Source organism: Rhodococcus qingshengii JCM 15477 (assembly GCF_023221595.1).
Taxonomy (GTDB): Bacteria; Actinomycetota; Actinomycetes; order Mycobacteriales; family Mycobacteriaceae; genus Rhodococcus_F; species Rhodococcus_F qingshengii.
The window spans coordinates 121885-145999 of sequence record NZ_CP096568.1; the positions used below are offsets into that span (position 1 = coordinate 121885).

At 61.7% G+C, this 24115-nt stretch carries 21 protein-coding genes; 2 read left to right on the forward strand and 19 right to left on the reverse strand.

Features of this window, described 5'->3' with window-relative positions; all coding sequences use genetic code 11:
* Window positions 1-5: 5 nt before the first annotated feature.
* The 10 genes from M0639_RS34155 to M0639_RS34200 all read right to left on the reverse strand — a co-directional run bounded on the left by M0639_RS34155 (window position 6) and on the right by M0639_RS34200 (window position 12831).
* Window positions 6-2090, reverse strand: coding sequence for a Mu transposase C-terminal domain-containing protein (locus M0639_RS34155; RefSeq protein ID WP_064075566.1), 2085 nt, complete (start codon window positions 2088-2090; stop codon window positions 6-8).
* Complete coding sequence (locus M0639_RS34160) at window positions 2087-2821, reverse strand: TnsA-like heteromeric transposase endonuclease subunit (protein ID WP_182262169.1); 735 nt, start codon at window positions 2819-2821, stop codon at window positions 2087-2089. Before M0639_RS34160 ends, M0639_RS34155 begins: the two co-directional genes overlap by 4 nt.
* Before the next feature lie 450 nt (window positions 2822-3271).
* Window positions 3272-3880, reverse strand: coding sequence for a hypothetical protein (locus M0639_RS34165; protein ID WP_064075567.1), 609 nt, complete (start codon window positions 3878-3880; stop codon window positions 3272-3274).
* Between the two features lie 16 nt (window positions 3881-3896).
* Window positions 3897-5540: a M23 family metallopeptidase gene (locus tag M0639_RS34170; RefSeq protein ID WP_052741062.1), complete on the reverse strand. Its 1644-nt coding sequence runs from the start codon at window positions 5538-5540 to the stop codon at window positions 3897-3899.
* A 6-nt stretch (window positions 5541-5546) separates the two neighbouring features.
* The gene (locus M0639_RS34175; protein WP_064075568.1) at window positions 5547-7790 is read right to left on the reverse strand and encodes a hypothetical protein; all 2244 of its coding nucleotides are present in this window, start codon (window positions 7788-7790) and stop codon (window positions 5547-5549) included.
* Window positions 7787-10327, reverse strand: a complete 2541-nt coding sequence (locus M0639_RS34180) for an ATP-binding protein (protein ID WP_064075569.1) — start codon at window positions 10325-10327, stop codon at window positions 7787-7789. Before M0639_RS34180 ends, M0639_RS34175 begins: the two co-directional genes overlap by 4 nt.
* Window positions 10327-10959 (reverse strand): hypothetical protein, encoded by a 633-nt coding sequence (locus M0639_RS34185; protein ID WP_052741061.1) that lies wholly within the window; start codon window positions 10957-10959, stop codon window positions 10327-10329. The genes M0639_RS34180 and M0639_RS34185 overlap by 1 nt, the downstream gene beginning before the upstream one ends.
* Before the next feature lie 53 nt (window positions 10960-11012).
* Complete coding sequence (locus tag M0639_RS34190; RefSeq protein WP_011133396.1) at window positions 11013-11375, reverse strand: hypothetical protein; 363 nt, start codon at window positions 11373-11375, stop codon at window positions 11013-11015.
* A 20-nt stretch (window positions 11376-11395) separates the two neighbouring features.
* Window positions 11396-12505, reverse strand: a complete 1110-nt coding sequence (locus M0639_RS34195; protein ID WP_064075570.1) for a conjugal transfer protein — start codon at window positions 12503-12505, stop codon at window positions 11396-11398.
* On the reverse strand, window positions 12502-12831 hold the full coding sequence (locus M0639_RS34200; protein WP_054801383.1) for a hypothetical protein: 330 nt from the start codon (window positions 12829-12831) through the stop codon (window positions 12502-12504). The genes M0639_RS34195 and M0639_RS34200 overlap by 4 nt, the downstream gene beginning before the upstream one ends.
* A 331-nt stretch (window positions 12832-13162) precedes the next feature.
* Between M0639_RS34200 and M0639_RS34205 the strand changes: the two genes are divergently transcribed.
* Together M0639_RS34205 and M0639_RS34210 are read left to right on the forward strand one after the other, a co-directional pair.
* Window positions 13163-14014, forward strand: coding sequence for an RNA polymerase sigma factor (locus M0639_RS34205; RefSeq protein ID WP_064075571.1), 852 nt, complete (start codon window positions 13163-13165; stop codon window positions 14012-14014).
* 39 nt (window positions 14015-14053) lie between these two features.
* The gene (locus tag M0639_RS34210) at window positions 14054-15484 is read left to right on the forward strand and encodes a cutinase family protein (RefSeq protein WP_064075572.1); all 1431 of its coding nucleotides are present in this window, start codon (window positions 14054-14056) and stop codon (window positions 15482-15484) included.
* A 117-nt stretch (window positions 15485-15601) separates the two neighbouring features.
* Here M0639_RS34210 and M0639_RS34215 read toward each other — a convergent pair whose 3' ends face one another.
* From M0639_RS34215 to M0639_RS34255, 9 genes are all read right to left on the reverse strand, one after another.
* Window positions 15602-16060 carry a hypothetical protein gene (locus M0639_RS34215; protein WP_197486223.1) on the reverse strand — a complete coding sequence of 153 codons (459 nt, stop codon included), beginning with the start codon at window positions 16058-16060 and terminating at the stop codon, window positions 15602-15604.
* 150 nt (window positions 16061-16210) lie between these two features.
* Complete coding sequence (locus tag M0639_RS34220; RefSeq protein ID WP_054801376.1) at window positions 16211-16813, reverse strand: HAD-IA family hydrolase; 603 nt, start codon at window positions 16811-16813, stop codon at window positions 16211-16213.
* An 83-nt stretch (window positions 16814-16896) separates the two neighbouring features.
* On the reverse strand, window positions 16897-17817 hold the full coding sequence (locus M0639_RS34225; RefSeq protein ID WP_064075573.1) for a hypothetical protein: 921 nt from the start codon (window positions 17815-17817) through the stop codon (window positions 16897-16899).
* Between the two features lie 3 nt (window positions 17818-17820).
* The gene (locus M0639_RS34230) at window positions 17821-18432 is read right to left on the reverse strand and encodes a hypothetical protein (RefSeq protein WP_156525108.1); all 612 of its coding nucleotides are present in this window, start codon (window positions 18430-18432) and stop codon (window positions 17821-17823) included.
* 1096 nt (window positions 18433-19528) lie between these two features.
* On the reverse strand, window positions 19529-19954 hold the full coding sequence (locus tag M0639_RS34235; RefSeq protein ID WP_064075577.1) for a hypothetical protein: 426 nt from the start codon (window positions 19952-19954) through the stop codon (window positions 19529-19531).
* A gap of 191 nt (window positions 19955-20145) precedes the next feature.
* On the reverse strand, window positions 20146-20286 hold the full coding sequence (locus M0639_RS34240) for a hypothetical protein (RefSeq protein ID WP_155404355.1): 141 nt from the start codon (window positions 20284-20286) through the stop codon (window positions 20146-20148).
* A 434-nt stretch (window positions 20287-20720) separates the two neighbouring features.
* Window positions 20721-21269, reverse strand: coding sequence for a hypothetical protein (locus tag M0639_RS34245; RefSeq protein ID WP_064075579.1), 549 nt, complete (start codon window positions 21267-21269; stop codon window positions 20721-20723).
* 10 nt (window positions 21270-21279) lie between these two features.
* Window positions 21280-22110 carry a C40 family peptidase gene (locus M0639_RS34250; RefSeq protein ID WP_064075580.1) on the reverse strand — a complete coding sequence of 277 codons (831 nt, stop codon included), beginning with the start codon at window positions 22108-22110 and terminating at the stop codon, window positions 21280-21282.
* Between the two features lie 617 nt (window positions 22111-22727).
* Window positions 22728-24029, reverse strand: coding sequence for a hypothetical protein (locus M0639_RS34255; protein WP_064075581.1), 1302 nt, complete (start codon window positions 24027-24029; stop codon window positions 22728-22730).
* Window positions 24030-24115 lie beyond the last annotated feature (86 nt).

The window sequence follows — 24115 nt, forward strand, 5'->3', positions numbered from 1 at the left end:
GCTGGTCACAGCCACCTCTCGGCCTCCGCGGCGGCATCGAAGACACCGAACGGGATCACAGTGCCCAGCTCGCCTTCATCACCGCCGCTGTCCTCGTCGAAGTCGTCACCACCGTCGAGCACACGCAGATCGACCGGCACGACAGTGGCTCGCTCAGGTGCCGCAGCCCGGGTACGTGCCGCCACCTTGCGATCAGCCTTGGTCCTGGCCGCCGACTGCGTATCCGGGCCCGCGGACGCGCGATCCAGCAGATCCGCCAGCGCCCGCGCGGTCGCGGTCTCCACCGGTTCAGCTGTCGGCCCGGCGTCGGCGACGATCTGGCGGGCGTGACGCCAGGTAAAGTCCGCGAACGGAGCCGACACCATCGGCAGATGCGTCCAGGTCGCTCGGATCCAACCACCTTCGTAGTGGTTACGAACGAACACCTGCGACAGGTCGTACGGGTCGTAGCGGACTTCCCAAGCCCCGTTGTGCGCGGTGACACCGGAATGCTGGCGGCGATAGGGATTGAACCCGCGATCGTCGTACGTGCGCCGGTCGAGGCGCACCCCGTAATCGTTGATGGCGCGCCATTGCGAAGGCAGCAGTTCGATGTAGTCCTCACCGCTGAGCATCAACGGCAGATAGCCTGCGGCGCTGACCAGCACCGCGTACATCTCGTTCGGTGACACCGCCTGACCGCTGTCGGGACTGCGCAGCCCGTCGTGTGGACGGCGCTGCCAGTGAATCACCCACTCGTCGAACAGATCCTGCAGTTGCGCCAACGACCACGCAGCTTCGTCCTCGACATGCGCGCCGCGGCGGCCGACATCGCGGCCGACGTAACCGGCGACATACTGGCAGAACAGGGTGTTGATCGAGGAAAATGTCCGCTCGATCACGCTGTTGTCGGTCGGCGTGCGCGGATGGGACGGCTGAACCGACATGCCCAGCGTCTGACATGACCGCAGGAACGTTTCGGACAGGTAGACCTTTCCGCGGTCGCAGCCGATCGTCTCCGGGACGATTACCGGTTTCGCCGCAGCCTGCTCCATACGGATGTCGATGTCGGCCAGACTGCGATACGGCAACCGCGACACCGACATCCGCAACGTCTCTGCCCAACCCGGGCGCATCGGCTCAGGTACCAGCATCCGCGCCAGCAGCATGGATGCATCCACAGCCTTGGTACCGACCGGGCGGAGCACTCCCGCCGCGATCGTGCGCGTTGCGACATCGACCGCTGCGGTCAACTCGACTCGTCGGGCGCTCCCGTCGTCGAAGACTGCCAACACGTCCAAGGGTGTCGTGTCGATCTGAACGTGTTGTCCCGGCCGCGACGCCCATGTCGCGGTGAAGGGGCCGGTCGGCCGATTCGCCGCGGATCGCCGCGTCTTCGCCGAACCGAACGTGTGCTGTCCCGTCGACAGCGCTGTCACCAACCGGTTGAATGTCGCCTTCGACGGCATCGCGACCGCCCCGTCACCGTGCCGTTGCACCAGAAGCATTTCTACCTGCCGGCGCAGTCGATCCCGGGTTCCGGTGGACCGTTTCGTTTCCCCGTCCAACGCATCCAGGACCGCTGCCACCACGCGCTCGTCAGTGCGCCGATAGGTCGACGACGGCCGTGTCACCCTGCCGTCGACCAGCCCGCGCACGCCGCCGGAACGATAGCGGCTGCGCATCCGCTGAACCGTGATCGCGCTGGTCGGGAACCCCGCTGCAGTCAATTCGGCGGCCTTGGCTGCCTCGCGCTGGCGAATGGTGGTCCGCGCCGGGTCGTACTCGGGTCGAGGAGTGGCTCCTGGATCCGCTCCGGGCGGCAACCCGGTTTGGACCTCGACGACGTGTCGTTCCCAGTCACGAGCTCGCTCGGTGGCATTAGCAGGAACGTCGGCGAGGCTCTGCCCAGCCAGTCCACCCGACCCGAACCCGGCGTCGGACTGGCCGAGGATTGCGAACCCCGGCGAGTCCACCAGATGCGACACCAGAACCACCGACGCGGTCCCATCTGCCGCTTCCAACCTCACCCGTACACCGGACAGTGCCACCACCAGATGCTCGTCGTCGTCGAAAAATATGCGGTCTCCGACCTTCAGCAGCTTCGTCATCTCGCCGCCGCCACCGATACAATCGACATCGACTCCAACCGCTGTGACAGATCCACCATCAGCTCCTTCGACCACAACAGGTGATGCAGAACCGGCAATACGGCCACCGGATCGCCTGCCGAACGCGCGCCGCCGATCAGCGGCTGAGGTTTTGCGAACGCCGCCACCAATGTCGCCGCTGTCGATTCCACGCGGTGACGAGGATGTCGATACCCGGCCAGCCACTGCACGTTCGCCAACCAGACCCGATCGTGCTCGCTCACTCGCCGATAAACCCAGCCCATCGACGCGCATGCCCGCGCGGTCGCAGCGAACGCGACCTCATCCCGTAGCTTGATCCGTGCCGCAGGTCGACAATCGGTCACTACCCCGGTGCCGTCGGCGCGGCGGGCGAAGAAATCCGGTGCATGTGATCGACTCCTTTGCCCATCGCGCCAGAACAGCCAGAACGGTTGCGCCGCGATCCCCACGACGTCGGGATCGAAGTCCAGCGCCAGTGCCTCGTCGCGCTCCAACCACGACTCATACTCCACATGCGCCGACACCGTCGCCGACCAGTACAAGCCAGGATTGTGCCGCTGTCCCTGATATGACGGAATCGATCGGATCGGCGGAACCCGTTCGAACCGCACCGCCACCGCGTCCGCCAGCGAACACCGAACCTGTGCCCCGTCCGAGCCGACGAAGCCGATTTCGAATGCGTCCTCAACAGCGTGCAGTCCGACCGACAATTCCGCGCTCCCGTCCGTCCGCAACCAACCTGATGTGGGCAGCGCTCATGACACATTGGCATCAGATGCACTGAGTCCGCATCACATTGGCGTACTAAAAGATCAGATTCACTGAGTTCGCATCAGATGCAATGAGCCAGGACAGTGGTCGAGGTGAATCTCCTGGTTGAAAGGTTTTCGGTGGACACCCCCTTGACAGGGGAGGTACGCTCCGACGTGACGAGCTTGCGAGTCTAAGGACGGAGCGCGTCCCCCCAGCCCGGGGCCATATTGCGTTATTGCCACAGCTGCGTCAGCGCAGGAACTCTTGCAGTCAGATTTGTGTGGAGCGCCCTTACAGACACCTTCCAATCGACGGTCAACGGCAAGCCGTGTGGACACATGACAGAAGGCCGAGACCACGTTCATCGGATGCGGTCTCGGCCTTCTGGTGAAAAGTTCAGCGAGTGATCAGTACGCAGTCTTCATCGGTTGGCAAGTGCTGGCCTGCCAACCTGTGGAGCTGTACTCCACTCGGATAGCCAGCTCGAGGCCGGTGTCGTAGGTGGCGATGAAGTCTGAAACAGAAGCTCCGGTGGAGTATTCGGCGAGGTCGACCAGCTGCGCCTGCTGCACCCGGCGAATATCTGTGCTCGTGTAGGCCTCCGCCAGATGTGGGGTCACCCACCTGCTCACACGTTCGAGCCAGTCGGCGCCGGGCGTGGTGAAGTCTTGTGCGAAGCCGCGGGCGACCACCCTGTACTGGCCGGCAACTCCCATCGGGGTGTTGTGGTCGGCGTCCGTGCCGTCGCCATGGTCTGCTTCCGTTTCGGTCGGCGGAGCCACTGCCACGTATGTCGTGGGGGGCGACTCCGAGGGCGGTGAGGAATTGTCCGGTCGATCGAGAACCAGCGTGTAGAGCAGGAATCCGCTGATCAGAGCTATGGCAACGACTGCGAGCTTATGTCGGCGCAGTCCGGCAATGATCGCCCGTGAGCGTGGTGGTTGCTTCTGCTCGGTGGACTCGTTTTCCTCCGAGAACTCCTGGTCATCGGGGTTGTCCTGCGGTGGCAATGACATCGCGTGCTTCTCTCTTTCAGGGGGTCAGGCCCATGTTCTGCAGATACGGCATTGGATCTGTGCTTTTGCCGTCCACCCGAACTTCGAAGTGCAAGTGGTCGCCGGTGGAGTCTCCGGTTGTCCCGACTCCACCGATTTCCGTTCCCGCGCTCACCTGATCTCCGACCTTGACTTTGATCGCGCCGTCGACTTGGTGGGCGTATCGGGTCTCAGTGTTGCCGGTGGTGATGACAACACAGTTCCCGTAGCCATCGCCGACGTTGCTCGCTTGGGTCACGGTGCCTCCTGTCACGGCGAAAATCGGGGTCCCGGAGGCTGCTCCGAAGTCGAGACCGGCGTGCATCTGCCCGCCTGTTCCGGTGGGGTTGGAGCGGTAGCCGTAGCCGGAGGTGATCGTGTATTTGCCTGGGTCGACGGGTAGTCGCGCGTTTCCATCACCGACCGCGCCGGCGCCGGGAGCTGCGATCGCGGCATTGCCGTAGACACTGACGTGGACATGGTCACGGTGGGCAACGGTGTCGGTGCTGTTTCCACCGAGGGGGTAGTCGTAGGGTCCCCAACTTCCGGGTTGTCCTACCGCATCCTGGCTTCGCGTCCAGATTTTCTCGTACCAGATGACGTACTTGACGCCCAATGCATCAGCGTTCTTGACGACGAAATCTGCGATCGCATCGCCCTTGGCTCGGCCGGCGGGGGTGCGGTAGTCGTCGTCGCCTTCGGTCATCATCGCGTCGACGGCGCGACCTTCTTGATGATCCCGATCGACGCCCGATGGGCGATCGCCGACATTCGCCCAGGGCCGCTCTCCGAAGGTTTCGGTGATGCACCGCATCACTCGGAGGGCGTCGGGTGTGAGTCCCTTTTCGGCAGGATTGTTGGTCGGTGCACAGTCCATTGCCGCGCCGCCGCCACACAGGACGTCGGCAACGTCGAGTTCGAAACTGTCGCCTACGTTGATCGGGCTGTCGCCCACGTCCTGCGGTCCGCCCGAGACGGGCTTGTCATATTGCGGGGGCAGCGCGGGCGCATCTTTGCTTGCGCCCTTGTTCTCCGCATACAAGCGGCGAGCAATGATCTCGTCGTCGGCGTAGGCGTCGGGGTACAGCGAAACCTGCACCTTCTGCGCGGCAACGGTGACCGGCAACGCTTCCCATCCGGGCACCTTTTTGAGTGCTTCGTAAAACTTGATCGCGGCGATCTGCGGGTTCATCAGCTCGTCCATCGTTCCCCACCACGGATACTGCTGTTGAAACGGATTCACGCTGCCGTGATCGTTGCCGACCGCGTCGTGCGGGTAGTTCAGTGACTTACCGACATCCATTTGATCGGCTGCCAAGATGCCGGTTCCGTCGTTCGCGTAGTTCTTGAATCCGGATTCTTGGGATGCGGTGGAGAGCGCGACGATGATGCCCTGATCGGAGAAGCCCATCTGTTCGCCGACGGCAATGATCGTGCGGACGATCTCGGTTTGTTTTCCGGCCAGAACGGAGGGGTCGGTCGGCGCCACTTCGGCGCCGGCAGGTGGCATGACTGCCGGGCCGCCGCAACTTGTCGAGGCGTCCGATCCGCTGCGGAGCAGCATCATGATCGGGATGGCAACGATCAGGACAGCGCCCATTACTGGAACGAGAGCGATCGCGATCCAGTGCTTGTAGGTCATCGACGCCTACCCGGCGGAGTGTCTGGAAGGCCGTACCAACTCGGACGGTTGCGGGCGAGCTGTCGACGGCGAAACCCGAGGCACCGCCGAGGACTGACTGGACGACGCCGGCTTCTCCGACGTACGGCGGGCGGAAGTCTTCTTCGGTTCCGGCAACAAGATCGGCGAACCATTGCTGGTGCGGTACTCGCGGAAAGTTTCCCGTCCGACATTGGTGGTCTTCGGCGTTGCTCCACCTCTGTCTCCGCGAGCGGGCCTAGTGGCAGCCGAGACGGGTGCATTGCTGACCGGCTTCTTGATTCCAGGCTTGGCTACCTGATCGCGGCGCGGCCGCGGCGCACCAGTGGAGACTGGGACACCCGTGACTTTCGATGCCGCCGCGGCGGTTGCTGTGGACGCGGCCGATTTCGCGGCGTCCTTGCCCTTCTGCCCTGCCGCGATTGCGGCGGCCGTCGCAGTTGTGTCCTTCCCCTTCGTCTCGGATTTCGCAGGCTGGTCGACGTCCTTGCCTGCTGCTCGCTTGTTCTTGACTGCTTTCACCCCTGCGACTGCTGCCTTACCCACGAAGTAGGCCGCGGCCACTCCACCCGTCGCGGCTGTACCCGTGGCGGCACCGGCGGTTTGAGCTGCAGCGCCTGTGGCTTTCGCAGCAGTCGCGCCATGCCGGGCTGCCGTGGCGCCGTGCTTGGCGAGCGTTTTTCCACCCTGGTAGACCTGGCGTCCGACTTGAGCTGCGGCTGCGGCGTTCTGCATCGGGCTAGCGACCGGAGTCGACTTACTGATCGCGGTCGGTGCTGCGCCAGGCCGGGTGGCCATCTTCTGCGCGAGAGTGTCGGAGAGTTTGCGTAGACGCTTGACCCCTCTGCGGAACATGACGAGGCCGACGAGCAGGACGATGTCGACGAAGACGAATTTCTCCATCAAACCGCCGCTCTCCGTATTGAAGAACGAACGCACGACCAGCAGATACGCCGCTACGAAGACCACGGCGAACACCATGATCACCACGGACATGATGACCGTGGAGGCGGTTTTCAGCAGGGAGCCACGGCCGGCGCCCGGCAGAATCCCGATCACGAGGGCGGGAATCGCTTTGACTGCTGACCCGAGTGCTGCCGCCGCTGCCATCAACATGGCCCCGGCGAACAGGAAGGCGAAAAGCATGATGATCGAGCTGCCGGGTACGAGTATCAGTCCGCCAATGACCTGGGAGGGTCCAGGGTTGTCGGCGTAGTCCTTCATGTCTTTCGCACCGGATCCGTCGCAATCGGCGATGTTGTCCTTGAGGGTGTCTTTGTCGTTGCCCTTCTTGTCTTCGTGCGCCGAGTCCCATGCCTCGATGCAATCGGCGCCGGCCGAGGGATCGGTGTCGATTACTGTTCCGAAGTTCAGTAGTTGGGTGGGTTGGCGAATGAAGCTGTCCGCCAGGCCTGCTCCGATGTCGTTGATCATTTCGTCGGGGCTCGAATTCATGTCACCGTCGTTGGCGAGGCCTGACGCGATCTGCAGGCCGGCGTCGCGGCCCTGCATGATCAGCCCGTCTTGGCCGGCGATCCGCTCGATCGGGTTCGAGAGGACGCCCACTGCCAGCGCCGCGATGGCGCAGGAGATCATGAGTTCGTAGATGCCAGTGGACCAGCGTCCGCGGATAATCCAGATCGCTACAACGCCGGCTGTCACGGTCAGGAAGGTGGTGGTGAGGTTGAACTGTCCGGTGATCGATGTGACCGCGTCTCCGAGTGTTCGCACGGGTGCAACGATTTTCGGAAGCCAGTCGAAGGACATGCTCCAGGTGATGAACCATATTGCCGCGCCAGATATCGCTCGATAGATCTCGAACTGGATCTGGATGATGATGGAGTACGCCATGTAGGTGGGGTGGCGGGCCGAACCTTCGTCGATCGAGAGGTAGTACCGCCATACGGAAATTCCGTGTGAGTCTTTGACCGGCATGAAGTTGAAGTAGCGGTTCTCCGGTGATCGGGATCCGTCTTCGGCATGGGCAGGCAAGGCGGCAATGACCGCGACCGTGCCGATCAAGTGCCAGCCGACGACAGTTCTGACTACTGCTCGTCGAATTCTCGTTGCCCACAACCACACTCGCATCCTCTTGGTACGGCGGTCGAGCGCTGAGCACACAGGTTGGGGAACCCATGACCAGAGAACCCACAGCAAGGCCGCCTTGACGCCGGCGCGAACAGAGAAGACGGTGCGGGACGTGTCGGCAGGCGACGTTGCTGTGGCACTCATGCGTCGATCAGCTCCTTGGGCGCCTTGTTCGGCGTCGTCTGGGTTGCGTGTGCACGGTTCGGCTCCGACGGCATGAGCACCTTGATTCGGCCGATGTTGCCGTAGGCGTCGCGCATGTAGCCCTCCCCGCGGCGATGAGGCTCGACGTATTCCGCACCGGTGTCCGGGTCTTTGCCTGAAACGGGGGACGTCTGTTCGGTGAGTTCTTTGAACATGTCGGGGTCTCTGGGATCCAGACCGACGAATGCCAGCGAGCGACGAGCGAGCGTGGCATCCGTCTGGCGCATCGCGAACCGAGTGGGGATCAAGCCTCGCAAGGTCTCGTTGCCCAAACCCTCATCCGGGTCCTGCGATCCGAGCCCGATGTACGCCTGCTCCTTGCGGCCCTCTCGAAGGAAGTCGATGACAATGTCGACGCCTTCCTCGGCCCGCGTCATGCGGTGGCACTCGTCGGCGAGGAACATCGCAGGCTCGCTCGGATTCGCAAAGCAGATCCCGCGGGCGATCAGACCGATGAGCGCATACATGGCGCGGCCCACGCGCTTCTCCAGCCCGAGCTGGCGGAACAGGTGCTCCTGAACGATTTCCTGCTGGCTCGGGAGTTTGACCGTGTGGGTACGGAACACGATTGCCTGCGCTGTGATGTCGAGCGCCGGCAGTCCCTTCTCGAACAAGGCCGCTGCGTAGGACTTGCGGGCGTAGACCCCGAGTTTGTCGGCCAACTCGATGCGCTGAACGAGGGTGCACTCGTCGCTGCGGAGGTGATCGAGGATGTCTCCGAGGCCACCGTCGAGCAATCCGTGCTCACCACGGTAGGCAGGCTCGAGGACAGTACCGAGGAGGACACCGAGCGGCTCGTCGGGCTGAAGCTGTAGAAGCGGCAGTAGAACTGATGTCGCAACCTCTGCGCCCTTGTCGGGCCCGAAGATTCGCAGTGGGTCCAGGCTCCACTTGGGATGAGACAGATCCGCGATGACAGCCTCGGCGATGGTGGCGGCCCATCGGGCGTACTCCCCCACCTCGGTGTGATCGATGACGACGATCTTCCCTCCGCGATCGTGGAAGGCTCCGCCGATCCCTTTGAGGAGAACCGACTTACCCGATCCCAGCGCACCGACCGCTGCGAAGGACCCCGAAATGTCTGCCGCCGACTTCTTGGCGACATCGTGATGAACCACGCCGATCCGGGCCGAACTGATGTTCAATGCGAGCAGCGGGCCCGACGAATCACCCAAGTCGTTGTGGACGCAGGGAACGTAGGCGGAGAAATCGGTCGAGGTGGTGATCTGAGCGAATTCTTTGACGATTGAGGGTGTGGACACTCCAGGGTTGAGTGCGTGCCAGAGGTCCTCTTGGAATCCGAGCGGGCTGACCAGCTTGTAGCTGGAGAGTTCGAACAGTTTCGCGAGTTGCCGTGCATCCCGGAGTGCGACCTCTTCGGTGTGTGCCCCGATGGCGAAGATCGTCGTCGACTGGACTTCGACTTCCATGTTGTCGGCGTCCATTTTTGCGGCGTACTCGGCGAGGTCCTCCGCTGCGGCGTGGAGAACCCCGTGCCCGTGGGACACTTCGCCCTCGCGTTGGCTGAACTGCTCGTTCAGGTTGATCAGAGCGCGTTTGTTCTTCTTCGATACCTCTGCCGAACTGCGTATGTGAAGTCTGATGCCCCAATCCACGTCGACGCCGGCAATGGCATCGGCCAGGGCGAGGAACTCGGATCCGGGGAAGACTGTGTTGCCGGAGGGAGTGTCGGCCAACGCAAGTAGGCATTGGTAATTTGCGGGCCGCTCTTCCAATGTCCAGGGTTGATCGATTTTGAGTGCCTTCGTCAATGTCGGCGCCTTCGATTTCCAGCCGGAACTAGGGCGATCGGATTGGGCGCCTTCGTCGAAGCGTGCGGCGGTGAATGCCGCCATCGGCTTTGTGCCGATCGAGGCGTAGGGCAGTGGAACGTCCGAATCCAGGCCGAGCCCTCGCTGAAGGCTGTGTTGATGGAGCCAGACCATCTGTGCAGGCGTCGCCGGTGTTGGGCGGAAATAGGCTGGAATATCGGCGGCGATCATGTTTGCCTGTGTTGTCCGCCTGGCCACTTCTTCGGGGTCCAGCGATGTTCGCGGAAGTCCGAGATAGTCGGTCAATGTCGTCCGCGCGGCAGACCAGGCCGCGGCCGCCTGGTTCTTCCATCCTCTGTTGGCGAGAGGAATAGACAGCCAGTAGATGCGCTTGCCTGGTTGGAACATTTCCAATGTCTCGATGGTGGCGTCGCACTCGGCGGCCCACTGCGGGTGTGCATCGAGGTCGATGCCTTCTTCCATCCGTGCCACTACTGCCTCGGGATTGAGGCTGGCGCAGATTCCGAGGAGAAGCGCCTCGCCGTCGAGTGCACGCATCAGCATCTTGTGCATAGATCTCGCTGTGCTCTTGTCCTCGGCCGGCCTGTATCCGTATTCGATTCCGGTCAGGATGAAGTCGGCCCAGACCGTGCCTGAGCGCGTCCACCGAAGATTTCCTCCGACAGCTGTGATTGGTTGAAGCATCAGGCCTTCTCTCGAACGTTGTGCGATGCGGCGGCCATGGCAACAAGTCGCTGGACGCTGGTGGATGCAGCGGGTTGGGTGGCCAGTGGCGGCCGGGGAATGGACGGCGGTGAAACTCGCCGTCGCTCCGGAGGGGTGTGGCAGGCAGGTTCGGACTCGATGCGGACCGGGCGAGCGTTCGGAATGTGCTCCACGACGGGCGGCGCCGCGAGTGACGGGACTGGCACCACAGTCACCATGCCTGCGAGGGCGCGGACTCGGGGTCGTCGCGGTGTAGGTCCGGCGACCTTCGGCGCTTGTGCTGGCGAACCGAGTGCTTTGCTCACACCGGCGACCATGGACAGTGGATTTCGGCCGCCGATGGGGAGCTTGCCGAGTCCCCACGCTGTGACTCCGACGAGTGCGAGGAAGACGAATACGTTGCGAATCAGCGAGCCTGTCGCCCAAATTCCCGGAGTCTTCCAGAGCACGAGGGCTACCAGTCCGGCGCCGACGAACTGTGTGTAGCTGTACGGTCCGCCGGGGAGCTTCTTTCCATCCGGCGTCATGCCGAGCAGCTGCGGGAACTTGCGTGCGCGGGTGTAGTTCTTGACGACCTCTCGGGACGTTGACTGTGGGTCTGATTCGCTCACGGCGTTCGCACCTCCTTCGTGATGACTCGCTGTTGGACTGGGGCTGGAGTGAGTTAGATTTCGTGCGGGTTTGGCAGGCTCGTTAATGCCGATCCGAGCAGATCGGTAGGCGTCTCGGATGCATCGACGACGATCGAGTGGCCCATGGATTCGAGTTCGGAGCCGACCTTGTCCTTGACTGCGGTGACGTTCCAGACAAGCCAGACAAGAAGTCCCGCGACGAGCCCAGCCAACAGGATGGGAGCCAAGGAGAAACGACTCTTGACTGCTGTGAATGCGACGCCTCCGCAAGCTCCTGCGCCGGTAAGGATTCGGATCGTGTCCTGCGCCTCGGTTCCCTTGTTGTTGACCAGCTCGAGAATTCCTTCGGCCAAGATGTGGGTGTTCGGGTCGAGGAGAAGTGCGGTTGTACTCATCGGGATGCCTTTCGGTGATGTCAGTTGACGGGGGTAGCTGAAGCGGGAGCAGTTGCGCTCGCTGGTGCAGTCGAGGCCGGAGTTGAGGGCGCACCGCTGATTGCCGTGGTCTGTTCGGGGGCAGGAAGCAACGGACTGGAGTCCACGGCGGACACCTCCCATCTGCCGCCGCGGGAGGTGAGTGTGAGCGGATACTGGCCGGTTACCGAGTCGGTAGACGTGACAGAGAGTTCGGCAGTGGCGAGCACGCGGATCTTGATTCCGTCGGCTGGCGCTTTGTCTGCTGCCTCACCGGAGAAGTCGCGATCGGATACAAGATCGACGACTTTGACGCTCTTGTAAGGGGCTGGGCTGATCGCGCGAAGGGAGGTGCCTGGCGCGATGTATCGCGAAATTTCTCCTGTTCCTGCGGTCAAAGCTGCGAGGAATTGTTGGACTGCTGTGTTCGACGGGTGCCCGGCGACAATGCGGTATTTGTAGCCGAGATTCACGTCCGGTCCGGTCGCGGGGGCGGGAACGGGTGACGGGATTGATGCCGCCCGAGCGCTGCCGTCATTGACGACAACGGGTACTGAATAGAAGCGTCGCTGCGCTGCTTCGGAGGGTTCGGATGCCTGTCGTACGGATGCCGAGACGACGACGGAATAGACACTTGAGGTGTTGGAAACTGGTGCGCCAGTTCCGGATGTTGCGACAGGACTCGTGGGTGCAGGTTGTATTTCAACGCTGGCAACTCGGGCGTCGCTGGCGACGAAGAGCGCTTCCGATGGGAGCCTGATTCCTTCCGCCCGGACGTATGGAGTGAGTGCCTTTTCTGCACCACGTTTCGCTTGAAGCCACGTCACAACAAACTGTTGCGCGAGGTCTTCCGCCTGTGCCTGTGCTGCAGTGTTCACGGAAGCGGTCGACTTCGGTTTCACCACAGTTGGGGAGGACGCCGTGAATCCAGACAGCACGAGAACGAGTGCGAGAACACCCGCGCCGATGGCGCCGAAGAGCCCGAAACGAACCACCTGTGTCTTGCGGTCCTGAGTGCGCGCCCAGGTCGCTTGCTCGCTCTGCGGTTCGTTGTCTTCGAGGACGACTTTGTCCGTATGCGGCTTCCGTTTCATTCCCTTGAAGCGACTCATGAGGCACCGTCTTCGCTGTCGATGAGCGGCGCGACGATCGACAGAGTCGGTGCCTGTGTTGCTGCCTTTCGGCTCGTGTTCATTCGTCCGAGTGCTGCTCGAGCACCGGCCGCAGGCTCTCCCAGTAGGTAACGGACGCGCGCGCCGGCTTCCGGGCTGAGAGGGTGGTCCGCGAGCTCGGTCAGCGCGGTCCGCAGCTGTTCCTGTACGGCGAACGCCAGACCTGCATCGCGCAGCTGGGCACCGAGATCTTCCGATTCACCACTGAAGCGAGTGAACGGGTCTCGCCATGAATCGGTGCTCACCTGCGGGTCCGGCTCGGCCATGTCAGGTCCTTCCTCTCGTCTGGCTCTCGGCAATTTCGAGGGCCTCTACAAGAGAGGAGGTTCTGCTTTCGGGACGCTGTGACAGGTCGCGGCGAACTTTTTTCAAAAATATTTCTGGAGCAGCTCTCGGTGTCATTGCCAGTCGAGGAAGTGCCTGCTCCGGCCATCGCGACGTAATCGACTGTGACCTCATTCACCGCGCAGTTGAGCTGATCGGCACAGCCGCGGCAATAACAGGAACCTCAATGGCAATGACATACATGCAGGTCACGGCAATAACCCGTTGATCTACTCCTCTGCAGACCAATTCCTTCTGCATAGGGAGATCGCCGTGGACACGTCCATCCACGCGCACACCAGCGCCGCCATTCCCGTCAACTCGACCGACTTCCTCGCTGCTCTACATCAGCAGTGGATACGAGAGTCCGCGATGCCCTCCGCTCGCATCGAACTCTCGCAATGGGTCAGCACGCGGCCCGAGCTTGCCGGCGCCGAGTCGTTCTCGGATTTGAAGGCACTCACCTTCTGCGAACCCGACGCAGTTTTGTCGGTCTTGCTCCACGCACACCAAGCCGGCTCGTCGTTGGCGGGCAACACGCTGATTGAATTCATGCGCCCGAAACTGGCTGGGATGCAGAAGTACGCCCGAGTCGCCAACGGCGTCGCCGCACACGCTGCGTACGCAGACCGGACCGCTGCAACTCTTCATGCATTCTGGGACACAATCTCGACGTATCGCGGAGCGCACCGAGGAATCGCTGGGCAGCTCGCACTGAACACCCTCCACAAAATCACTGCGACCACCACTGCTCTCGACGTCACCGTCGGCGACACCTATTTCCAAATCGCAGATGAGGAAAAAGCAGCGGAGGAATTTCTTCGTGCCGAGGATCCCACCGAGATCGATGTCATGGAAGTGCTGGATTGGGCAGTCGATCAGGGCACAATCTCGGCCTCCGACCGCACACTGATCATGCGGTCGTACATGAACGAAGACGGTGTCGATGTCGCCGCTTTGGCGGAAGAAATGGGGATCACTTACGCGGCTGCCCGGAAGCGGCTGAGTCGGTCGATCGCCCGAGTGCGCGACGCCGTTTGCGATCACCTCAATGTCTCTGAACCCAAGATCAAGCGGATCTCCATGTACCGCTCTGCGAAGAAGAACCTTTCCCTCGCAAGCTGAGCTTCACTCCACTCCCGCCCTCAAGACAAGGACACTCCGATGAGTACATTCATCACCGCACGACGAGTCACGGTGGCCGCTGTTGCCATCGGAGTTCTGGCAGCTGTCGTCGCGGTCCCGGCTGCGACAGCCAATCAAAGTGCACCGAAGCCTGCCTGCCCAGACAACCTTCTTCTTGCCATTCCAGGCACGACAGAAACAACCGCGGATGCCGATCCAACCCAGTCGCGCGGCATGCTCAAGAACGTCACGGATCCACTGGCGAACGAGTTCTCGACCGCGCAGCTCCAAGTCGAGTACGTGCCGTACATGGCTCTCATCGTCGACGACAAAGCTGACACGTACGGCACAAGCAAGAAGCAGGCAATCGACACCGCTTCGAAGATGATCGCGGATAAGGCCGCCGAATGCACCAACACCAAGTTCGGTCTCACCGGATTCTCCCAAGGCGCTGATGCAGCCGGCGATCTTGCGGCAGATATTGGCAGCGGATCGGGGCCAGTTGATCGCAATCGTATGTTCGGCGTCGCCCTTCTCGCCGACCCCGGGCAATCTAAGAACGCGGGAAAGAGCATCGGCGCTCCCATCACGGGCGTCGGATTTGCTGGTGCTCGGCCGGCTGGTTTCGGTGAGCTGAGTGACATCGCTGTAAGCGTCTGCGCTGCCGGCGATCTCTACTGCAACACCCCCGACGATGCCGTCGGGACACAGTTCATCGGGGCGCTCGGATCTCAGATCGATGCGCGTGATCCGGTGAAATCCGTCGCGGGCGTCGTCACGACTCTCCTCGGCCTCAATGGCGCTCCGCTGACCAAGACGCTCGATGCACTCAATCAGAATGTCGCTACCGGAAACTTCCTGGCGGTCCCGCAGCTCGCGCTCGATCTCGCCTCACAGGTCGGCAATCTGAGTGCAGATGTCGCTGCCAAAACGATCCCCGGCGCGGATATCGCACCTATCACCGCCTCTGTCACTCAGCTGACCGACACAGTCGCCCGGGGTGACTTCCTCGCCGTTCCGGCACTGCTCGCGCAGCTTGCTCCTCAGGTGATCAACTTCGCCACACAGCTCTCCACTGTCATCGGGCAGGTCGTCTCCAAGCTGCCGATCAACGAATACGCAGCCATCGGCGTAACCGTGTCACGTATCTCGGCGAATGCGGCGATGCAAAACTACATTGCATTGCCGCCCGATCTCGGAAAGCTCGTCGGCCAGCTCAACAATGCGGTCCGCAAGACGCTGAAAGCGTTGCCTCTCGACGCCTTCCCCATGCTCAACAAGATGGCTGACGAGCTCACTCCCGGCAAGGTTCTCGATGAAGTATTGAACTACGCAACATTCATCGCCAACGACGATCACAACTCCTATGCCAGCACGCCGATCAATGACTCCGGACGAACCGGTGCGGAGGAACTGACGAACAATCTGCGCACTCAGATCAACAACGGCGGGGCAGCTGTCACCGCCTAGTTGCATCCAACCAGTGCCTGCGAGCGTTGAGGGTCACAGAACTCGTTCTGTGGCCCTCAATGCGTATGCGCCTATTCCTTTGGTTGTGCCCCTAGAGATCCAGCCAATGGCTTCGGGTCAGGCCCGCTTGCGGCTCGCGATCTCGTCAGAGAGCTGCTGCACGTCGGCGGGGTCCGCGTCCCTGGCAAGGGCGACGTAGTGGTCCATGACGGCCGGCCGGTAGCGCACGGGCAACGTCTGTCCCGGGGCGAGTCGTGTCAGCTCGGTGATCGTGAGGTCTTCGTCTGCGATACCGCGGAACGAGATGCCGTCGAAGGTCTCCACGTCGAACATCAGGACCGCGCGTGGATTGCTGTTGACCTCCCGCCAGTCGACGAGAACGCCGAGCGCAAGCGCCCCCGTACGTAGTTCCGCATTGCGCTTGCGTGCATCACTGCTCATTAGCGGGTTCGGGGCGACGCCAGGAAAGTCGGGCCCGACGCCGAGCGATTCCCGACTCAGGTCAGGCCGGAGCTTCGACATCACATCGTCGAGCGTCATCTTCGAATCGTGGCGCTTCTTCTTCCAATCGAACACTCTGCCCCTCCCTCACAGCGGGGCCGGAATCTCGGCCTGGCGCTTCGCTCTGACCGCGATTGTATGTCGCGGCTATTCCCGATTTCTGTCGCGCCGCCCAGTCGTGACACTCCTGCCGGACGCTCAAAATAGATCGATGGGTGTCGACAATCATGTGAGCAGGGTGTCGAGCTGGGCGATGGTGGAGTGGGTGTCGTGATGCAGAATTGTCGTCATTCCGACTGCGGCCGCGCCGTCGACGGCGATCTGTGCGTCGTCGACGAATACTGTCCGTGTGGGGTCCACGTCGAGTCGGCGACATGCCAGCGCATATATCTCTTGATCAGGCTTGGCTATGCCAACTTCGTGCGAGTAAACGATGTCGTCGACGAGGCCGCTGAAACCGTAAGCGGTTTCCTCTCGCTCGCGAGCGCCCACGAAGCTGTTGCTCAACAACCCGGTGCGCAGGCGAGGTCGCAATCCGGCGAGGTCGTTCGTCAACTCGATGTCGGCGGTTCCCAGGTACTGCGCCCACATGTCCTCGAAGATCTCTTCCACCACTGCCGCGGACAGATTGACCCGGCTGGACATTTCGCGGCGTATCTCGTCCTCCGTCCGAAGACCCAAGGCGCCGGCCGGCCATAGGTCAGCGGTATGGCCCGCGATCGTCCCGGCAGGGAGACCGAGAAGGTCTTCGTACTTGCTGGAAAAGTCCATGCTCTCCACGACTTCCAGGACACCACCGATATCAAAGAGCACCGCGTCAAACTCCATGAACCCACCGTATCGAAGTGCGCGTTGGCATCCTGTCGTGTCAGCGGAATCGTGCAGCGATCGCTGTCCGTCCCCTCTGTGGCCTAAAGGCCGGCTTCGCGGACGGTTGCGTAGTCGCTGTAGCTGGTTTGCATCAACGAACGACCGTGATCGGGCCTTCTCTGGAACAGCGCGGTTCGTCGTAGGTGCGCTCGGTTGTGGAAGTCAGCGGTCGGTAGGCCCACAAAGCCGTGAGTGAGGTCGATTACGGCGTCCGTGAAGTCAAGCAGCAGCGCGACAATCATGATGTAAAAGAGATCGTTGGGGCCTTCGAGTCCTCCGGTGAACCAGTTGCGTGAGTGTGTAGCCCCCGATCCCAGCGACCACATGTGCTCGGATCCAGGCATGTAAGCCGCCGCGGCGTCAGTGATGTTGATCTTTAACGCCGCCCGTGCGCTGCCCTCGTATGCGATCGAGGTGACGAACTCGCCGGCCTTGTCGAACCGGAGGTCAAACTGCTCACCGTCGAGTAATGCATGCATCTGGCTCATTGCATCGCGCACATCGGCCAACTTCACGGCACCGTTCGGCATCTGAGAAAGCGGACCGGCATTCCCCTGGATCGTCCGTAGCGCTAGTGCCGCCCACCTTGATGTCCGCGTTGAGGGATCAATCACGGGATCTACCGCCCAGCACACCTCGCGTAACGCTTCCTGAATGGATCGCCCCAGCGACAACATCGGAATCGGTAAGAGCTCGTTGTGGCCGAGCAACACAGCCAGGCCGGCGGTGTGCTCGTCCGCCACGCGCCACAGCTCGACTACCTCTGCCAGCGCCGTTTCCCACAATCCGGAGAGAAAGTCGCGACGCTGGTCTGTACCACCTGCCGCCCACTGCACATCCCGCTCTCGTGGCGAATCTACGATCGGATCGCGGAAGGCGGCAAGCGCGGATCTCAGCTCGCCGCTCACCGCGCGCCGGTGCTGCTCGACGATTCGTACAGCCAGATCCCGCGTGGAACGCACGCCTTACCGACCGGTGTGCTTCGTGTAGACCTGGCGCAACCCATCGAGGCGATGCCCACCAGCGCCGAGGCCGACGATGTACCCGGCGAGGAACTCGAATGAGACATCGGCCTGGACCAGCAACTCCAGGTCCTCGTCTATCCGCCGTCTGAGGAACGAATCCGACAACGAGTATCCGTTGTAGCCGGCGTCATGGATCGACTCGAATGCCTCACGCAACGCGGGATCTACCTCCGGACCCGCCGCGCCCGTGGCCAGATCAATCGCGCCCACGGCCGCCGCCCACCCAGCTACCTCACCGGCGGCGTGCTCGACCACACCCAGGGCGTTGCCGTCGGCCAACCGGACCGCGTCCGCTAGCAGCTCCACAGTTGGGACAAACGCAAGTATCGGACCGCCCGTTTGCACCGACAAACTACGGCTACTGCCTACGTTGCCGTTCGCGATGAAGCGCGCAATAGCCGGAGTGGGATCGTGAAGATCCCCTTTCTGGGGAACGACTAGCGCACGCTGTCCATAGTTGTCGCCGGCGTCAGCAAGCCACGCTGCGGTCACCTCCACAGCGCGATCGAGCCCAACACCACGGCTGATCCATGCATTCGTCGACGGGCCCACACCCCACAGGATAGATCCATTGATGCGGAGGCGAAGCATCCGTCGATGCACCGTGTGGTCAGCGACTCGATGAGATCGAGGTCTGCGAACGGGCTTCGGTCGGCGCACCTGTCTATCGGACGCGCAACGTCCGCACACCGACAGGAGGACCACCAAACTGTGATCGATTTTGTGCAGTTGGAACCGCATGAGTGTTGCGGTGGCATCGTTGTCGACAGCAGCGGCGCTGTGGATGGTCGAGAGTTGAACTAATGCCGTTCGAATCCACCGTTGTTGCCCGTCATGATTCGTCCTCGCTCACTCGGTTGTGAGCGTTGTTCCCCAGGTCTGTTGTCGGACGAGGGAGCACAAGGGGCAGTAGTTTTCGCCGTGCGACTGTGTCCATCCGTCTGCCCAGGGCGCCGGAAGCTCGTGGGTTTGCTGGAGCTGGACGTCGGTGCCGCACGCATCGCAGCTCAGTTCGAAATGTGACTGCGTCTCCCGCGAACTCAGTTCCAGGTCCTGTGCAGGCAGGGTCTGCTGGCGGCGCGCCATGCTCGCGGTCTCGGTTCTCGACGTGACCACTGCGGATCTCGTCCACCATGCCCGGCCATTGGTCCCAGTACCGCGAGGGGAGCCCTATCAGAGTGTCTGATGTATCTGAAGAAAGCAGATCGGCGGCTTTACGTAAGCCACCAATTTCACACATCAGCCAACGTTCCTGAGCGGTTGTAGACGAGCTGTTGAAATCCGAGTCGGACTTGCCGTTCAGATATTCCTCGCGCAGTGTTGCGTATCGCCGGATGATCTTCGCGCATATTTCGGGTGAGTCGGGCGTACCCAGGCCCTCCCCCGGTTCGTCACTGTGACGTTTCATCGTTTGGGGCACCTCCCGTTCCTCGAGACCGCTGCACGCGCTGCATGATCCACAGTCCGGTCATTCCGAAAATGACGATCACCAATGGGACATCGAGGAGCCAGAAGGTCCACGACGGTAAGGCGGCATCTCGTCGCAGCGACTGGGCCACGTTCACGACTACTACGACGACGAGATATGCGACGACGAGGTGTCGAGCCGCAAGCCGAGAAAGAAAGTTCTCGACAGTTCCTCGCCCGGTCATGGATGTGTGCGGATTACAGGGTCGGGGACCACCGACAGCTTGACCGGCTGTGGTGCACTCCCGTGCAACACATCGACCGCGTTGTACTGATCGAGAGTGTGGAAGCACCCTGCGGCGGCTGCGGCGGTGGTCATCGCTGACGGCTCATCTGCATCAAAGTCGATTCCCCACATTCGACAGCAAGCCGTGAATGTCGGAATCGACGTCGCAGCCAGCCCGAATGCCCCAGCCGTCAAAGCTCCGATGTCTGCCAAACGCGGGTGCCATCGTGGCTCGATATCGACGCTACGGAACAGTCGCGCGAGGAAATCCGCAGACTCTTCCGGCGCAGTACCACCGAGAGTGTTGCCGGCTAAAGCCCCCGCCAGGTCGGCGATTCGACCAGAGAGAAGTGGACGAGATAGATCGACACGGTCAGCCAATCCTCGACGGTAATAGCCATTCCTACGGAGAGTTGATGGATCCGCGTCAACGAGCTGCTCATGAGTTAGCGGCACTGTGAAGTCCCAACTTTTCCCGCTCACAAGGCTCACGGCCGCAACTTCGAGCGCGACGTGTCGCGCCGGATCATTTCCTGTCGCATTGACCTGCACGACAACGAGCTCGCGAGTCCTCATCGAGGATCCCCGCCGTCAGCGTTTGCACCCAGCGCGAAGTCGATCCGCATGGATCCATCCTGGTGTTCGCCTATATCGAACTCCGAAAGCATTGCGCCCAATCGATTTTCGATGCGGCTCTCCCCCACGTTGTTCATGACATCTTCCTTTCGTCTACAACCTCTGCGCCGTCATTCCCGTTGGTAGGGAAAGGGACTCCATCTACATGCCCGGACAGAACTGCAGCACGCAGGAAGGTGGACAAGATCTCTGCCGACATTCGTCCACCGTGGATCACAGATCCAGGCAAGGAAGCCGGCGCAGTTGACGGTTTCGGTGAGTTCATCGTCGTCGAATCTCCTCGATCGTTAATGGACCAGTGCGGGTTGTTCCACCAACAACCTCTCGGAACGGGACGCTACATCCGGTACAGCACATCTCGAACAGGCCGCCCCTAGGGTTGCCGGTCACGGACCACGACGAAAATGCCTGGTGATCTGCATGTTTCGTCGAACTCTCGACATGACCAGGTGAGCGGGAATCGAAGAAATGCGATCCCCGCTCACCTCAACGGACGGAATCCGAATCTGCCTCACCGAGGGCACGAGCGTCGACGATGTACAACGTCAAGTTCAACCAAGGTTCGCCTCACGTAGCGGGCCCGAGTCCCGATACGAACAGCAATCTGATCTACCGACAACCCCAGTCGGTGCATGCGAGCGACACGTTCCGCTCGTGTTTCGGTGACGACGTCCACCAATACTCGGCGATACCGGCTGACGCCTTGTGCGTCTTCGACTCGAATCTTTGTGTACACCCGAACGCCTGCTGGCTCGGCAGACGGGTCGTCGATGATGTCGGAATCCCACCACATCGGCGGCAGGTAACCGAGCCCACGGTATCGTTCGCGGGCCAGATCCGACGGGCCGACTTGATCTTCAAGTTCTCGGTACAACTGCGCAACGCTGTCGCGGATGACCGCAGATACTTTCTCGCTTCGGATGATGCGTTGACAACTGATGTGCAAACCCAAGGAGGTAACGAGATCCTTCGCGCGGTACCCGTTAGCGAGCAAGGCTTGCAGCCGTCGACGTGTACCCGTCGCATCGACCATTTCACGTGCCTCGTCCGCGCTGGACATGGCTGACCACTCAGAAGAGACGGACCGGCACCATGTCCGACCGGACATCGCTGATCTGCACTAGCTGGCCCGTCTGAGGGGCTTCAATCATGCGGCCGCCACCAAGGTAGATCGCAACGTGATTCGCTCCGTCAGCCTGCCAGTTTCCGAACACAAGATCTCCTGGCTGTGCACTGTCCCAAGAGATTTGAGTGCCAACTGTAAACTGGATTTGCGACGTCCGAGGCAATTCCTTGCCTGTGGCCTGAAACACCGCGAAGCGTACCAACCCGGAGCAGTCGTAACCTGCTGTCGCGCCGCCTGTTCCATCTCCCATCGACGGACCGTCGAGGGCGCCGCCACCCCACTGATACGGCAGACCAAGCGCAGTCAACGCCGCTTCGATGACTTTGCGGGCCACCTCCACATCGCGCGGAATGTTCGGATCGAAAACAAGTTGGGGAACGATCGACAACCCGGGGATCAGCGAAGTCAACGGTGGAACAGCAGACGGGGCAGATGATCCCGGACCTGCGAGTACGACGGGCGCAACCATCGGCGCAACTGCCACCGGCGCCGGAGCAGGGGCGGACTCGATGTTCTCCACCGGCGCAACTGGCGCCGGAATGGCCGGCAATGTCTCCTCTGAGGGCAGCAATTGCTTTACCTGCGCAGATATGTTCGCAGGAATCTGCTCAATGTGCGGAGCTAACTGAGCCTCCCACTCGGGAGCCGCATACTCCACTGCAGCAACAACATTCGTAGCGACATCTGCAACGGGCGGCGGCAGCGGGGAACCGTGAACGGCTGCACCCGCCGCGGCAACACCTGCGACGAGAATCGAGATCGGATCGAACGCCATGACAAACTCCTTGGTCCTTGTGCGCTGGTAGGACTTCCAACACAAACGTCCTGGTGACAATCCGGACGCTAACCGCGGCACATGACACTACGACCACCACACACATTCCGATCCGCCCTCGGCCAACCTCGAAACGGCATACGGGCGAGCGGCTCATCGGTAGGGACGCAAAGGTGGAAAGCATGTTCTCCGGCAGCCCCCCGTTATCTTTAGACGGTCCTTGAAACCGAGGGCTGCGGTCGCCAAACCAGGTATGACTTCGTGCCCCTGTCATCAATGATCCGGGGGGGTGGTGCCGCCGGGTGCGGTGACGTCGATGGACCGCTGATGGGGACAGAGCCGCTGATCGTGAGCAGGTCTCTTCATAACATCGAGCAGAACCTAGGACTCGACACCATCGAAGAGCGTATCGCCACGGCCGAGGTTGCAGAGCGTCCACTCCAACTCTGGTAGCGACGCTGCCACTCGACACTGACAATGCACGTTCAGTGTGGACGTATTTCGTTGCCGGGCAGCGTATCTCATCGACCACTGGATAAAGCTCTTATCTAAGTTGGAGTTATTCGTCGACGCCCGTATGGCATTCGGTAGTCCGATGCGCGGATGCGGTGCGGGCTCTACTGGGGTAGGTGGCTCGCGGGATAGCTGCCCATCGGGACGCCCGAGCGCGCCGCGTGGATGTTCATGATCTGGTTGCTGTATCCGAGTAGGTCGGCCAGCGAAGCAGCGTCGAGCTCCTTGGTCAGATCGTGTAGCACGGCGTTGCGCACTGCGAGGATGTTGATGCCGAAGACCCTCCTGAACGTCTGCTGGAGGGCTTGCGCGGTGAGGTGATGCCCTGCCCGCGTTCCCGGGAAGAACCACGGCGATTGGTTGTTGGTGGTGCGCTGATTCGCGCGTGCAGCCATGTAATCGTGGAAGAGGCGGAGTAGCGGTGGCGGGACTGGGGCGGGATGCTCACCGAGGTGAAGTTTGATGCCTGCCGGTGTGACTTCTACTTGATCGCAACGTAGTTCGGCAATGCGACGAACCGGAAACGCATACAAAAGAAACAGCAGAGCTGCGATCCGGTGACTGAGCAGTGCGGTGTCCGACTCGAGCACGGTCCGAATCAACTCCAGTCGTTCGCGAGATGAGACGAGCGGCGTTTGTCGGGCCTCTCGGCATCTCAGGTCATAGCGTTTCCCGATTCCGGTCTTCGCTCGCCATTGGAGGAAGTTGCGAGCAGCCGTGCGGGTGGTGGTGCCGCTGGAGAAGTACTCGTCGATGTGGTCCTGGGTGAGGGCGTCGATAGTGGCTCGATGCTGGTCGCTCAGCCAGATCAAGAACTTCCCTGTCTCGGTGATCTCCTGCTTCGCATTTCGAGTGGCGTTGTCCACGTTGCGAACGCGGTCTTCGCGTATGCGTCGAAGGTGGTGCCATCGGGCGAACGGTTCGAGGGCTGCACGGACTTCGGGGTGGTCTGCGAGGGCCTCGAGGCGGTTGTCGAGCCACATCTCGAACCGTGCCAACAGTGGATCGCCCCGGTCGGGCAGGATGTGCAATTCCACCAACATTTCCCGCAGGTGCTCGACGTGTCGGCCGGGTGGCAGATCATCGAAAGCGCTGTGCGACAGCGCAAGATCACGATCGCCGATCTGCTTCAGCAGCTCGGCGGCGGCTTTGCCTCGCATCCACGTGATGATGCTTTCCGGCCGCGAGACGGCTGCGAGTTCGCAGAGGAGTCGTTTGAGGCGGAGGTCTGGGGGATCGTGCGGTCGGAGGACCGCGGTGAGGTCTGCTGCGACAACACATCGTGCGCAGTGGCCACCGCGTAGACGCTCGGCCTCGCGGCCGCACTTTGTGCAGTCGAGCGCAGTGGTGATGCCTGCGCAGTCCCGGCAGATCGGCTGCCCCTGGGGTGATCGTCCTGGCGTCATGCGTTCGGCTCCGCATAGAGCGCAGCGGCCATAGGTTCGGACAGCCGCTGTGAAGCATGCACCGCAGAGTGATTCGGTGGGCCATC